At 57.6% G+C, this 13,076-nt stretch carries 11 protein-coding genes; 5 read left to right on the forward strand and 6 right to left on the reverse strand.

Annotated features, from left to right (window positions below):
- Positions 1 to 620: AMP-binding protein (locus GOX66_RS04715; protein WP_170760116.1), on the reverse strand; the 620-nt coding region annotated here is incomplete at its 3' end.
- Between the two features lie 427 nt (positions 621 to 1,047).
- Between GOX66_RS04715 and dctP the strand changes: the two genes are divergently transcribed.
- The 3 genes from dctP (at position 1,048) to GOX66_RS04730 (ending at position 4,164) form a co-directional block, all read left to right on the forward strand.
- Positions 1,048 to 2,064, forward strand: a complete 1,017-nt coding sequence (gene dctP / locus GOX66_RS04720; protein ID WP_170760735.1) for a TRAP transporter substrate-binding protein DctP — start codon at positions 1,048 to 1,050, stop codon at positions 2,062 to 2,064.
- 63 nt (positions 2,065 to 2,127) lie between these two features.
- Positions 2,128 to 2,757, forward strand: coding sequence for a TRAP transporter small permease subunit (locus GOX66_RS04725; RefSeq protein WP_170760117.1), 630 nt, complete (start codon positions 2,128 to 2,130; stop codon positions 2,755 to 2,757).
- A gap of 3 nt (positions 2,758 to 2,760) precedes the next feature.
- The gene (locus GOX66_RS04730; RefSeq protein WP_170760118.1) at positions 2,761 to 4,164 is read left to right on the forward strand and encodes a TRAP transporter large permease; all 1,404 of its coding nucleotides are present in this window, start codon (positions 2,761 to 2,763) and stop codon (positions 4,162 to 4,164) included.
- A gap of 51 nt (positions 4,165 to 4,215) precedes the next feature.
- On the opposite strand, the gene GOX66_RS04735 is transcribed toward GOX66_RS04730, so the two are convergent.
- The 3 genes from GOX66_RS04735 to rocF are packed head-to-tail and all read right to left on the reverse strand — an operon-like array spanning position 4,216 to position 7,106.
- Positions 4,216 to 5,259, reverse strand: a complete 1,044-nt coding sequence (locus tag GOX66_RS04735; protein WP_170760119.1) for an ornithine cyclodeaminase — start codon at positions 5,257 to 5,259, stop codon at positions 4,216 to 4,218.
- 6 nt (positions 5,260 to 5,265) lie between these two features.
- Positions 5,266 to 6,186: a citrulline utilization hydrolase CtlX gene (ctlX, locus tag GOX66_RS04740; RefSeq protein WP_170760120.1), complete on the reverse strand. Its 921-nt coding sequence runs from the start codon at positions 6,184 to 6,186 to the stop codon at positions 5,266 to 5,268.
- Positions 6,186 to 7,106 carry an arginase gene (gene rocF, locus GOX66_RS04745; protein ID WP_170760121.1) on the reverse strand — a complete coding sequence of 307 codons (921 nt, stop codon included), beginning with the start codon at positions 7,104 to 7,106 and terminating at the stop codon, positions 6,186 to 6,188. Before rocF ends, ctlX begins: the two co-directional genes overlap by 1 nt.
- 86 nt (positions 7,107 to 7,192) lie before the next feature.
- On the opposite strand from rocF, the gene GOX66_RS04750 reads away from it, so the two are divergent.
- Both GOX66_RS04750 and mprF read left to right on the forward strand, forming a co-directional pair.
- Positions 7,193 to 7,621 carry an Lrp/AsnC family transcriptional regulator gene (locus tag GOX66_RS04750; RefSeq protein ID WP_170760123.1) on the forward strand — a complete coding sequence of 143 codons (429 nt, stop codon included), beginning with the start codon at positions 7,193 to 7,195 and terminating at the stop codon, positions 7,619 to 7,621.
- A gap of 103 nt (positions 7,622 to 7,724) precedes the next feature.
- Positions 7,725 to 10,334 (forward strand): bifunctional lysylphosphatidylglycerol flippase/synthetase MprF, encoded by a 2,610-nt coding sequence (mprF, locus tag GOX66_RS04755; protein WP_170760125.1) that lies wholly within the window; start codon positions 7,725 to 7,727, stop codon positions 10,332 to 10,334.
- 3 nt (positions 10,335 to 10,337) lie between these two features.
- Here mprF and GOX66_RS04760 read toward each other — a convergent pair whose 3' ends face one another.
- Positions 10,338 to 11,900, reverse strand: coding sequence for an efflux transporter outer membrane subunit (locus tag GOX66_RS04760; RefSeq protein ID WP_170760127.1), 1,563 nt, complete (start codon positions 11,898 to 11,900; stop codon positions 10,338 to 10,340).
- 11 nt (positions 11,901 to 11,911) lie between these two features.
- Complete coding sequence (locus GOX66_RS04765) at positions 11,912 to 13,057, reverse strand: HlyD family secretion protein (protein ID WP_170760129.1); 1,146 nt, start codon at positions 13,055 to 13,057, stop codon at positions 11,912 to 11,914.
- Between the last annotated feature and the right edge of the window lie 19 nt (positions 13,058 to 13,076).

Consider the following 13,076-nt stretch of genomic DNA (forward strand, 5'->3'; position numbering starts at 1 on the left):
TTGGATTTCAGCGGTGTCTTGCGCCCGCCGCGCGGGGCTTCGTCGGCGGTGATGAGCACCTTGGCGTCGCAGCCATTGATCCGCGCCGCCAGCGCGTCCGGCGAGAAGCCAGCGAACACGATCGAGTGGATCGCACCGATCCGCGCGCAGGCCAGCATGGCATAGGCGGCCTCGGGGATCATCGGCAGATAGATCACCACCCGGTCGCCCTTGCGCACGCCCATCGATTCCAGAATGTTGGCCATCCGGCAGGTGCGGCGGTGCAGCTCGGCATAGGTGATGTGCTGCGCCGCGTCGTTCGGATCGTCCGGTTCCCAGATGATCGCGGTCTGATCGCCGCGCGTTTTCAGGTGACGGTCCAGGCAGTTGGCCGATACGTTCAGCGTGCCATCAGCATACCAGTTGATGCCAACAGACCCGAATGCATAACTGACATCCTTGACCTGGGTATAAGGCTTGATCCAGTCGACCCGCTTGCCTTGCTCATCCCAGAACGCAACAGGATCTTCAATCGATGCCTCGTACATCCGATCGTACTTGTCAGAATCGACATGTGCACGCGCAACTGTTTCTGCGGACGGCGGATAGACCTTGGCATCTGCCTGGGCAGCGGTTGTCATACTGGGCTCCTCCCTATGGACTGGATTTCACTGGTTCGAATTTTGCCCGCTGATCAGGCGATGTCGACCCGTTTCCTCCCCGATAGGAATAATACGGGGAACTGAAAACAATGAAATAAATTACCGGAATCTTTGAGTTTGTTTGTAAAAAAATTTCTTCATGTTTGGTAAATTGGTGAAAAAAAGCAAAAAATGCTTAAAAAATAACAATAAAACAAATAGATACGTGTAATGATTTTTCGACTGTTGTTGGGGTGGGGTGGGCCACAATTTGCTTCTTTTCAAATTCATCTTTCGGTTGTTAGCGACTGAGGGCTGCTGTTGCCGTGGATTCGCAATTCCTTGCAGGGGTTGGCACATTCCGATGTTGGCGCTAGCTTTGATGCCAAGCGCTTGGACAAAGAGCGCAGTATAGGGAGAAATCATGATGAAAAAGATGTTGAGCGGTGCCGCTGTCGCCGCCTTGGGTGTTGCATTCGTGACTGAGGTTGCCGCGACCGAATGGAATGCCTCGGTCTGGGGCAAGCGCCGAGCATTTACAGAACATGTTGAGAAACTTGCCGAACTGGTTAGCGAAAAGACCGGCGGCGATTTCACGATCAACGTCAGCTATGGCGGTCTTTCAAAGCCCAAAGAAAATCTGGACGGAATTGAGATTGGCGCCTTTGAGATGGCGCAGTTCTGCGCGGGGTATCACCGTGACAAGAACCGTGCGATCACGGTGCTGGAACTGCCCTTTCTGGGTGTGAATACGCTGGAAGAAGAAGTGGCCGTCAGCCACGCGGTTTACGACCATCCGGCGGTCAAGGATGAGATGGCGCAGTGGAACGCGCGCATCATCATGACGTCGCCCATGCCGCAGTATAATCTGGTCGGAACAGGTGACCCGCGCGACGAACTGGCTGAGTTTGACGGCATGCGTGTGCGCGCCACGGGTGGTCTGGGTCAGGCATTTGAAGCAGTCGGAGGTGTTCCGACCTCGGTACCCGCAACCGAAGCGTTCAATGCCATGGAGTCCGGTGTTGTCGATACGGTCGCTTTTGCGCAGCACGCGCACCTGTCTTTTGGCACGATCAACGAGGCTGACTGGTGGACGGCCAACCTGAACCCCGGCACAGTCAACTGCCCGGTTGTGGTGAATATCGAAGCCTATGAAGCGTTGCCGGCGGAACATCGCGAAGCGCTGAACAGCTCGATTGACGAGGCGATTGACCATTACCTCGCCAATTACGGCGGTCTTCTTGAGCAGTGGGACGGTGTTTTGAGCGAGAAAGGTGTCGAGAAAGTGCAGATCGACGACGCCGTGATTGAGGAATTCCGCGCCAAGGCCGCTGACCCGATCCGCGAGCAATGGATTGCGGACATGTCCGCGCAGGGTATCCCCGCGCAGGATCTTTATGATCTGGTCCAGTCGACGCTGAAGCAACAGCGCGGCGGAAACTGATCGCCTTATCCGGGTGCCTGACAGGGCACCCGGACACCAATCGTAAAGCAGGGGAACACCGGAATGGCAGGACAAGCCACGGTGCTCGAGGATGGCAGTGGCCTCAGTCGGCTGGACCGCCTTCTTTTGGGGTTAGAGCGTTTTCTGGCATTGATCAGCGGGCTTGCCGTGTTCGGTTTGATGGTGCTGGCCGTAGTCTCGGTCAGCGGTCGCAACGCGATCAATGCGCCGCTGCCGGGCTATGTGGACTGGATTGAGCAGGCCATGCCGCTGATTGCCTTTCTGGGCGTTTCCTATGTGCAGCGTGACGGCGGCCATATCCGTATGGACATCGTCATCTCGCGCCTGCACGGGCGGGCGCTCTGGCTGTTCGAACTGATCTCGGTCATCCTAATTCTTGTTCTGATGCTGGCGCTGGTCTGGGGCAGCTGGTCCCATTTCGACCGCTCCTTCGATTTCGGCGCGCCGCTTTGGAGCCGGGACAGTTCGATCGACATCGGTATTCCGCTATGGCCCGCCAAACTTCTGGCACCCGTCGCGTTTTCGGTCCTGTGTGCCCGGCTGGTTCTTCAGGTCTGGGGCTATGGCCGCGCTTTCGTACTCGGGCTCGAGAATCCGGTGGCCGTGCCCTTGATTCAGGACACTGCCGCACAAGCCGCCGCCGAAGCCGAGCAGCTCGAAGGGCAGGACTAGCAGATGGACACGATTGACATTGGTCTGTGGGTCACGGGCGGTCTGCTGGTTCTGGTCATCACCGGGATGCGCGTAGCCTTTGCCGCAGGTCTGGCGGGACTGGTGGGGCTGGTCTGGATTTTCTGGGCCAAATTTGGTTATGACCCCGACCGATTTGGCAAGGCCCTGACGGTTGCGGTCAAGACGGCGGGGCAGGTGCCACATTCCAAAGTGGCCGCGCATACGCTCAGCCTGATCCCAACCTTCATTCTGATCGGCTACCTGGCTTATTACGCGGGCCTGACCCGCGCGCTGTTCGAGGCTGCAAAGCGCTGGGTTGCCTGGGTGCCGGGTGGTCTGGCGGTCTCGACTGTATTCGCAACCGCGGGCTTCGCTGCTGTGTCGGGCGCGTCGGTTGCCACCTCTGCCGTGTTTGCCCGGATAGCCATCCCTGAGATGCTGAAGGTTGGTTATAACAAGCAATTCGCCGCCGGAGTGGTTGCAGCGGGCGGCACGCTGGCTTCTCTCATCCCGCCATCTGCTATTCTTGTGATCTATGCGATCATTGTCGAGCAGGATGTGGGTAAACTGCTATTGGCGGGGTTCATTCCGGGGGCGTTTTCGGCGGTCATTTACGGGTTGTTGATCGTGGGCATTGCGGTCTTTTTCAAAACTGTCGGGCCGCCCGTCACAGGGTTTTCATGGAAGCAGCGGTTTGCGTCTTTGCCCGGCGCGTTTCCGATTGTCGCCGTGATCCTGATCATAATCTGCTTTGTCTACAACCCGTTCGGAGAAAAAGCCTGGGGCACTCCTACTGAGGGCGGCGCCATCGGAGCCTTCATCGTTTTCTGCTTTGCCCTGTTTCACGGCATGCGCTGGGAACAACTGAAATCAGCATTGCTGGAAACCGCCAAGCTGACCGCCATGATCTTCTCGATTATCTGGGGCGTTCTGATCTATGTGCGGTTTCTCGGTTTTGCCGACCTGCCGGGCGTATTCTCGGACTGGATCACTTCGCTGGAAATGTCGCCGATGCTGATCCTGATCTGCATCCTGCTGGCCTATGCGGTGCTGGGCATGTTCATGGACGCAATCGGGATGCTGCTGCTGACATTGCCGGTCGTCTATCCGGCGGTCATGGCCTTGAATGGAGGAGAAACCGTCAGCGCCGCGGAAAGCACTTTTGGCATGTCAGGTCCGATGTGTGCGATCTGGTTCGGCATTCTTGTGGTCAAGATGGCCGAATTCTGTCTGATCACGCCGCCCATCGGGTTAAACTGTTTTGTTGTCGCTGGCGTTCGTCCGGACCTGAGCGTTCAGGACGTGTTTAAAGGTGTGACACCGTTCTTCATTGCGGATGCCGTCACCATCGCACTGTTGGTGGCGTTCCCCGGTATCGTTCTCTACCTGCCATCTCTGGCCGGATAAAAAAGCCCCCGGCGATGAACCGGGGGCAAGGTGCTGCGATGTGCGGGTTCTTCAGTTTGCCCGCATCAGCATCCCGTACAGGTCACGCGGGTCGTCCGGGTCGGCCAACATGTCCAGAGGTTCAAAAAAATCAGTGCCTTCGATGGCGGTCTTGATAAAACGCAGGGCTGAGAAATCTTCGATCGCAAAGCCCACACTGTCGAACAGGGTGATCTGGCGGTCGTCGCTGCGGCCTTTGGCCTGTCCGGTCATGACCTGCCACATCTCGGTGACCGGATGGTCGGCATCCAGCGCCTGAATTTCGCCCTCAACGCGGGTCTGTTCCGGGAATTCGACGAAGATCTCGGACCGCAGCAGGATATCTCTGTGCAGCTCCGTCTTGCCGGGGCAATCGCCGCCGATGGCATTGATGTGCACGCCGGGTCCGACCATGTTGTCGGTCAGGATTGTCGCGTATTTCTTGTCGGCCGTGCAGGTGGTGATGATATCCGCGCCCTCGATTGCGTCTTCGGCGGTTTTGCATTTTACAGTCGTCAAACCGGAGTTTCTAAGGTTCGCGGCACATTTCTTGGTGGCATTGGGGTCGCTGTCATAAAGCCGCACAGTGTCGATCCCGCACATCGCCTTGAACGCCAGGCATTGGAATTCTGATTGCGCGCCGTTACCGATCATCGCCATGGTCGTTGCGGATTTCGGGGCCAGATAGCTACCAACCAGCGCCGAGGTCGCAGCTGTCCGAAGCGCGGTCAGCATCGTCATTTCGGTCAGCAGTGTTGGGTAACCGGTGTAGACGTCGGCCAGCAGGCCAAAGGCGGTCACGGTCTGAAGCCCCTCGGACGTGTTCTTGGGGTGACCGTTCACATATTTGAAGCCATAGGCCTCACCATCCGAAGTGGGCATAAGCTCGATTACACCATGCGGCGAATGAGCCGGGATGCGCGGTGTTTTGTCAAAGCTCTCCCAGCGTTTGAAATCGGCTTCGATCTGGGCGGCGATCTGGGTGATCATCTTCTCAAGCCCGATGTGATGCACCAGACGCATCATGTTGTCGACGGAAACAAAGGGCACGAGGGCCTTGTCGGAAGGTTGCATCATGGTCTCCTATCGGCGGGAAAGGTGAACACCGGCGATCATGCAACGCACTGATCCCCCGGCTGTTTCTATGGTTGGGATCGACAGCGGCAGCGGTGTGGCGCTGGCTTGGATTATTGCGATCTGTTCGGGCGTCAACGCATCAAGGGCGCGGCTGGACAGTGCCAACACCAAGCCGTCGCGTCCGCTAAGCTCAATCGCGTTTCCGGCGAAATTGGCGATCTGTTCATGCGAAAGATCGATGACGGTGCGACCGGATTCTTCCAGTCGGGCCCGAACCGTTGCGCGGCGTACCGGATCAGTAATCATGTCCAGACAAATCAGCGCATAATGCGTGCCAATCCCCATCAGGACATTGGTGTGATAGACATCCCGTCCTTCGGCGTCCCGTGCTTCGAACGCAATCGGTTCATAGTTGAAATGCGTGCAGAACCGCTCGAGCAGAACCGGGTCTGCACGATTGGATTTGACCGTGTAGGCAATACGACCGACGTGATCCAGAACCATGGCACCGGTGCCTTCAAGCGCAAGGTCGTCTTGTTCCAATCCGGAATAGTCAATCACGTCCTGAACACGGTATTTCTGTTTCAGCAACTCGACGACGTCGCTGCGGCGTTCGCGCCGACGCGACGAAACGAACATCGGATAGATGGCAACATGCCCGCCGGGATGGGTCGAGAACCAGTTGTTGGGAAAGACACTGTCGGGCGTGTTCAGCTCACCATGATCGTCAAAAACATGAACGGTTACACCTGCTTCACGCAGCTGTTCTACGGCTCGGTCATGTTCGTCCCGCGCGGTTGCCGATGTCGCCTCGGCAGACCGGTTTGCCAGTGTTTGAAACGCGTTGTCGTCGCGTGTTTCCGGATTAGAGGTAAACGCATGGGGGCGGATCATAACCACTGCCGAGGGGGATTGCAGGGATATCATCAGAAACTCCGGGTCGGGCGGTCGAAGATACGGCGTCCAAGCAATGAAGCAGCCAGATCGACCATCAATTTCGCAGTGCGGCCCCGCTCGTCGAGGAACGGGTTCAACTCAACCAGATCCAGCGAGCACACGAGGCCGCTTTCGTGGAGCAGTTCCATCACCAGATGAGCTTCGCGCTCGGTCGCGCCGCCGGGGACTGTGGTGCCGACAGCAGGAGCAATGGCAGGGTCCAGAAAATCGACATCCAGTGAGACGTGCAGAATTCCGTTTGCAGCGCGGACCCGGTCCAGAAATGCGATAAGAGGCGTCTTGATCCCGTGCTCATCAATGCTGCGCATGTCGGCCAGCATGGCGTGATCCTGCTCCAACCGTGCGCGTTCAGCCGGATCAACAGATCGCAAGCCGATCATACCGACGCGATCCGTTGGGACGGGCGCAGGCACCGCCGGGAAGATGTCAAAGCCGGGTTGACCTGTGAAATAGGCGACAGGTGTGCCATGCAAATTGCCGCTGCCGGTGCTGTCGGGCGTGTGAAAGTCGCTATGGGCGTCCAGCCAAAGCACAAACAGGGGGCGTCCGCGCTGTTCTGCATGGGCAGCCATGCCTGTGACCGTTCCCATCGACAGGGCGTGGTCGCCGCCCATGAAGATTGGAAGACCCTTGGGGGCTGCGTCCTGTGCCGCGCGGCTAAGGGCGCTGGTCCAGCCGATACATTCGGGCAAGGCAAACAAATGCGTGTGATCCGCTACATCTGTCTTATCAGGACGGATATCGCCAATATCTGTCACCCTATGCCCCAGGTCCGTGAGGGCTTGTTCCAACCCGGCAACCCGATAGGCGTCAGGCCCCATGCGGCACCCCTGACGGCGCTTGCCCGCGTCCATGGGTGCGCCAACCAAAATTACGTGTGTATTGTCCATATGGTTATTTAAACCTTCGCGATGGCTTGCGAGAAGAGATCAAAATGTCCAAAATGAAACTGCGGATATCGAAATGAGAAACAGATATGGACGATTTGGACAGTAGATTGCTCAGTGCCTTGCATCGGGACGCGCGGGCCTCGCTGTCCGAGCTTGCTGAAATACTGGGGGTGACGCGAACCACGGTACGCAGTCGGCTGCAACGCCTGAAGCAATCCGGTGAGATTGTCGGCTTTACCGTTCTTACCCGGCAGGACGTGGCGCAAAGCCCGGTGCGTGGATTGATGATGCTGGAAATCGAAGGCCGGGGAACCGAGCGAACAATGGCAAGGATTGCCGCCATGCGTCAGGTGCGTGCTGTGCACTCCACAAATGGCAGTTGGGACCTTATCGCCGAAATCGGAACCGAGACCCTGGCCGAACTGGACGAGGTGCTGTTTCAAATCCGGCGGATGGAAGGGATAACACGGTCCGAAACCAACCTGCTGCTTTCTACGCGCAAAGGACGTGTGTAATCCCTTGTAGTGCTTTGAGGTTCAAAGAAAATGTGCAAGAATTGACCTGCGCGCCCCATCCGCGCGAGGGATCATTGCAGTACCTCAGGGCAGGAAAAAAACCATGACCACGCAGGATACAGGTGAAGAACTCTGGGCCGTTCGCTGGGCCGAAAAGGTCACGGGATTTCTTGAAAAACCCTGGGTCAGGATAGCGATACCGATTCTGGTCACACTCATTGCGCTGGTTGTGCTGCATGAGCTGTCCTCGCATGTAAAGTGGTCCGACGTTCAGACCGATGTCGCCAATACGTCCTGGAAACTGCTGTTTTACGCCCTGTGCTTCACGGCTTTGAGCTTTCTGTCCTTGTCACTCTATGACGTTCTTGCAGTGCAAAGCGTGGCTGACGGAGAGGTTCCGTTGCCTGTTGCTGGCATGGCCGGGGCCTGCGGTTACGCTGTGTCGAATTGCCTTGGGTTCTCTTATATTACGGGGACTGCGATCCGATACCGGATCTATGCGTCACTTGGGTTGGATCTGGGCCGGGTCGCCGGTGTCATCGCTACGTCGTGGATTGCATTCTGGTCGGGGTTTGTGCTGCTGCTGGGCATTTTGCTGACCCTGCATCCGGATGGGGTGTCCAACCTTCTGCCAATCAGTGACACAACGGAAACCATCATTGGCCTCTGTCTGCTTGCCGCGGTGATAACCCTTTTTCTGTGGCTTGCGAAAGGTGGCCGAAGGCTGGCTTATGGCGGGCTTGGATTCAATCTGCCCGGCGGAAAACTGGCGGGGTTGCTGACGCTGGCCGCAGTCGGCGACCTGTTCGGGGCGTCCATGACGCTTTATGTGCTGATGCCGGATGACCTTGGGGTCGGTTATCCATTCTTCTTTACGATTTACATTGGCGCCATTGCCGTCGGCATTCTCAGCCACGCGCCGGGCGGGATTGGCGCGTTCGAGGCCGCGCTGATCGCGGGGCTGGGCGCTTCGGGCCGATCGGATGTGATCGCGGCGCTGTTGCTTTACAGGCTGGTTTACACCTTTTTGCCGTTCTCCATCGCCAGCTTGTCCATTGCCATTGCTTCGGCCCTGACACACCGGCACCACATCAGCGGTGCGGCCACATGGGTTTACCGCGTCATTCGCCCGATTGTTCCGATGGTCGCGGCGGGTGTCGCGGCAGTTGCCGGGGTTGTTCTGCTGGTGTCAGGAGCCTTGCCGTCAAGCAGCCAGAACCTCGGCGTCCTGCGCAATTTCCTGCCCCTGTCTTTCGTCGAAGCCTCACACCTGGCCGGCAGCGCTGTAGGAGTATTGCTGATCCTGATATCACGCGGGTTGTTCCGTAAACTTTACCGCGCCTGGGTCGTGGCCATGCTGTTGATGGTAGCCGGATTTGTAGCTTCGCTGACAAAAGGTCTGGATACGCATGAGGCAATCACCATGCTTGGTACCATCGCCTTGCTGGCCACCTTTCGGAGCGCGTTTTATCGCGTCAGCGGCGCATCGATTTTCCGCCTGAACATCCCGTGGCTGGTGAGTGTCATTGCGTTGCTCGCCGTTATCTTCTGGATTGGCCTTTTTGCCTATTCCCATGTCGAGTATCAGAACTCCTTGTGGTGGGAGTTCGCATGGAATGGCAACGCCTCACGATTTTTGCGCTCAAGCCTGGTGGTGGCGGTTATTCTTGGTGTGGTTGCCGTGAACTCATTGTTCGGGCGCGAAATTCCGCCGCCGGTGCGGACAGAGATCCCCGAGGTTGTTGAACGTCTGGCGCTGGAAAGCGAGGACACTGAAGCTCAGATATCGCTGACCGGTGACAAGCAATTCCTGATCTCACCGGACGAAACTGCGTTTCTGGCCTATGCCGACACTGGCAACGCTCTGATCACCAAGGGTGAGCCGGTGGGAGACGAAACTGCCGGTAAACAGTTGATCTGGCAATTGCGCGAAATGGCGGATCGGGAGGGCAAACTTTGCGCGTTTTACAGCGTTTCCACCAAATACCTGCCGACCTTTCTGGATCTGGGTCTGTCCATCCTGAAAATCGGTGAGGTGGCGCGCGTACCGCTGAACGATTTTTCGCTGGACGGAAAATCCCGCAAGCGGTTTAGGCAGGCAAAGAACCGGGCCGAGCGGGAAGGCTATGTGTTCGAGATTATACCCAAAGATCAACTGGCCTCTGTTTTGCCGGAACTGCGTAAGATCTCTGATGACTGGCTTGAGCAAAAAGCAGGCGAGGAAAAGGGCTTTGCCCTTGGCGGGTTCGACGATGATTACCTGTCATATTTCGACCATGCCGTGCTGAGGAATGGCGACACGTGTGAGATCGTTGCCTTTGCCAATCTGTTTCAGGGCGGTCATAAATCCGAGCTGTCGCTGGACCTGATGCGCTATGAACCCGACAGTCCAAGCTTCGTCATGGATGCGTTGTTTGCCGAGATGATGTCATGGGGGGCAGAGCAGGGGTTTCATTGGTTCTCGCTTGGCGCTGCACCGTTTTCGGGGATCGAGAACCGGCAACTGGCCTCGATCTGGAACCGTATCGGCGGGTTCGTCTATGAACATGGCGAACAGTTCTATCACTTTGAAGGGCTGCGGTCTTTCAAGCAGAAGTTCGATCCGGAATGGAGCCCGAACTACCTGGCCAGTCCTGGTGGGCTGGCGGCTCCGCGTATTCTGTACGAGGTGAACATCCTGATTTCTGGTGGGCTGCGTGGGCTGACGAAGTAAGATTCAGTTCAGGCTGGCGCGTGTTGGGGTTTTCTCAAGAAGATCGCCCCAATCGGTGCGGTATGCCATCTCGGCCAACACAGTTTCGGGTAGGAATTCCTGGTTTTGCCGGATTTGCCAGCCGCCGCCCAAGCCCTTGTAGACCGCGACCAGATTGCTTGAAACCTGTTGCCGCGCCTCGATCAAATTGGCCTGAGATCTCAGTAGCGCCGTTTGCGTGTTCAGGATACGGGAATAACTGGCGATCCCATCGCGGTACTGACTGACGGCAATGTCAGCAGCTTTGCGCGACGCGGCGACGCTGTTTTCATAGAAACCGACCTGTTTGCGTGACTGCGCATAGGCGACCATGGCGCTTTCAACCTCGGAATAGGCGGTCAAAACGGTATTCTGGTAATTGGCAATCAACGACTGATAAGCCGCATCCTGCGCGCGCACGTTGTTCTTGATCCGGCCGTAATTCAGCACGTTCCAGACGACACCGGCATTTGCCAACCCGGTAGAACTGGACGACGAGAACAAGTCCCGGCCTCCCGACGCCTGAAGTCCGACCGCGCCGGACAGGATGAACTGCGGATACAGATCCGCCAGCGCGATACCGACCTGAGCGGACTGCGTGGCCGCTGCCAGTTCAGCTGCACGCACGTCCGGGCGGCGACGCAGCAGCTCGGCCGGAACGCCGACAGCCACGTTGGAGCGCGCGGTTGGGATGCGCCCCGAATTGCCCAGAAGGCTGGTCATGCGCGATGGCGTCTGGCCAAGCAAAACGGCCAGCGCATTCTTGGCCTGTTGAATGTCGCTTTCAATCTCGGGCACCAGCGCTTTGGTATTGTTGAGCAGGGCGGTGGATTCCTGCACGTCAAGTTCGGTTGTCACGCCGTTATTGAAGCGCAATTCGGTCAGGTCTGCGGATTCCTGTTGCAGCCGAATATTTTCACGCGCAACTGCCAGCGACTCCTGCAACGCTCGGATGTTTACATAGAGCGCTGCCACGTCGCCGGTCAGCGTGACCAGCGCGTCGTCATAATTGGCAACTTGCAGTGCCAGGTTGGACCGGGCGGCCTGAACGCCGCGGCGCTGCTGGCCCCAGACGTCCAGCTCCCATTGTGCGTCAAAGCCGACCTGTGAGGTTGAGAACTCCGTATCCAGCGGGATGATGCGACGAATATCCGAAACCGGACCCAAATTGTCGCTGACCTGACGTCGTTCGATGGAACCGCCGATGGCCTGCGATTGCGGGTAAAGCTCTCCGAAAGCGATACCCAGTTGTGCGCGGGCCTGCAGAACGCGCGCACCAGCCACCTGCAGGTCCAGATTCTGGGCATAGGCTTCGGCGATCAGCTTGTTCAGGGTCGGGTCGTTGAACGTCTCCCACCACTTCACGACCGGGGCACTGCGCGAGGTTAAGCCGCTTTGTCCGGCGCTGGGGCTGTTCACCTCGATCCATTGTTTCACGACCGGAGAGTTCGGGCGCACGAAATCCGGACCAACCGGCGCGCAGCCCACCAGCAGGGCTACGCAGAGGGCGGTGCCTATCAGTCTGCGTTGTAGTTTGGCCCGGGTCATGTCACGTGTCCTCAGATATCCAGTGGTCGGATGAAGTTGGCGAAAGAGTACAGTCGTATGTTGATACGCCGTAGGAACTCAAAGCTTTTTCCTTGCCCGGTATAGATCGCCACAGCCGCGTGGCCACCTGCGGGGAAGGTGTGCTTATCAGGGATGTCGACCGAGATCTGCACCGCGATGCGGCCCGGCAGTTTCGGCAGCTCAAAGCCAGGCAGGCGGCCTGAAGGCAGGTATTGGCCCTGTCTGGTCGCCCACCAGATCGCCTCGACCTTACCGGTCAGAATCTCGCCGGGGTAAAGGTCCAGGGCGACCTCAACCTCCTGACCGGGCTCAACGAATTTCAGGTTCTGCTGACGGTAGGTGGCCAGAATGTACGGGTTATCTTTGGTCACAAAACTGGCGATCGCGCCCAACCTGATATCACCGACAACCAGGCCGGGACGGGCCTGTTGTGAGACGATCATGCCGTCTTCGGGCGCATAGATCGTGGTGTTGTTAAGGAAATACTGGGCCTTTTCCAACTGCGCCTGCGCCTGAAGGATGCCCGTGTTCACCCCGTCGATCTGAGAATCCAGCGCCAGCTGCGCTTTTTCCAGATTGGCCTCGGCCTCCTTCACCTGCGCCTGATCTTCGGTGACCTGTTCATTCCAGCGATCCAGCTCGTCCTGACGCGCACCACCGGCAGGCACCAGATTTTCATAGCGCGCTTGCTGTGTCAGGGCATAAGCCAGCTGCGCGTTGGCCCGTTCGATTGCCTCGGCCGCGGCAATCACGTCTTGCTCGAGTATTTTGGCGTTCTGCTCGGCGGCAACCAGTTGTGCCGTGGCCTCTTCGACCTCAAGCGCGAACACCGTGTCGTCAAAGCGATAGAGGGGATCGCCCTTTTTGACGTCGGTATTGGGCTCGACCAGCACCTCCGTCAGGATCGTCGGTTCGGTCAGCCGCGGTACGATCTGGATGGTCGAACGGACAACATGGCTGTCGATTGAATAGGGTTGAAAGAACCGCAGCGCGACCAGAAAGACCAGCAGCAGATGCGCACCCACCCAAAAGGTAACGATCCCCCAGGTGATACTGAATTTCAGCCACTTCGCTTTGAAGAAAATGAACCAGACGAAAATGATGTAGAACAGCGTAATGCCGAGGGCGACGAACATATTATGTAGTTTCCTTTGG

This window comes from Ruegeria lacuscaerulensis, assembly GCF_013031245.1.
GTDB classification, from domain to species: Bacteria; Pseudomonadota; Alphaproteobacteria; order Rhodobacterales; family Rhodobacteraceae; genus Ruegeria; species Ruegeria lacuscaerulensis_C.

Coding starts and splice junctions, on each gene's coding strand:
- GOX66_RS04765 (WP_170760129.1), bottom strand. CDS start 13,057: ATGTTCGTCGCCCTCGGCATTACGCTGTTCTACATCATTTTCGTCTGG.
- dctP (WP_170760735.1), top strand. CDS start 1,048: ATGAAAAAGATGTTGAGCGGTGCCGCTGTCGCCGCCTTGGGTGTTGCA.
- ctlX (WP_170760120.1), bottom strand. CDS start 6,186: ATGATATCCCTGCAATCCCCCTCGGCAGTGGTTATGATCCGCCCCCAT.
- GOX66_RS04735 (WP_170760119.1), bottom strand. CDS start 5,259: ATGATGCAACCTTCCGACAAGGCCCTCGTGCCCTTTGTTTCCGTCGAC.
- GOX66_RS04725 (WP_170760117.1), top strand. CDS start 2,128: ATGGCAGGACAAGCCACGGTGCTCGAGGATGGCAGTGGCCTCAGTCGG.
- GOX66_RS04750 (WP_170760123.1), top strand. CDS start 7,193: ATGGACGATTTGGACAGTAGATTGCTCAGTGCCTTGCATCGGGACGCG.
- GOX66_RS04760 (WP_170760127.1), bottom strand. CDS start 11,900: ATGACCCGGGCCAAACTACAACGCAGACTGATAGGCACCGCCCTCTGC.
- mprF (WP_170760125.1), top strand. CDS start 7,725: ATGACCACGCAGGATACAGGTGAAGAACTCTGGGCCGTTCGCTGGGCC.
- rocF (WP_170760121.1), bottom strand. CDS start 7,106: ATGGACAATACACACGTAATTTTGGTTGGCGCACCCATGGACGCGGGC.
- GOX66_RS04730 (WP_170760118.1), top strand. CDS start 2,761: ATGGACACGATTGACATTGGTCTGTGGGTCACGGGCGGTCTGCTGGTT.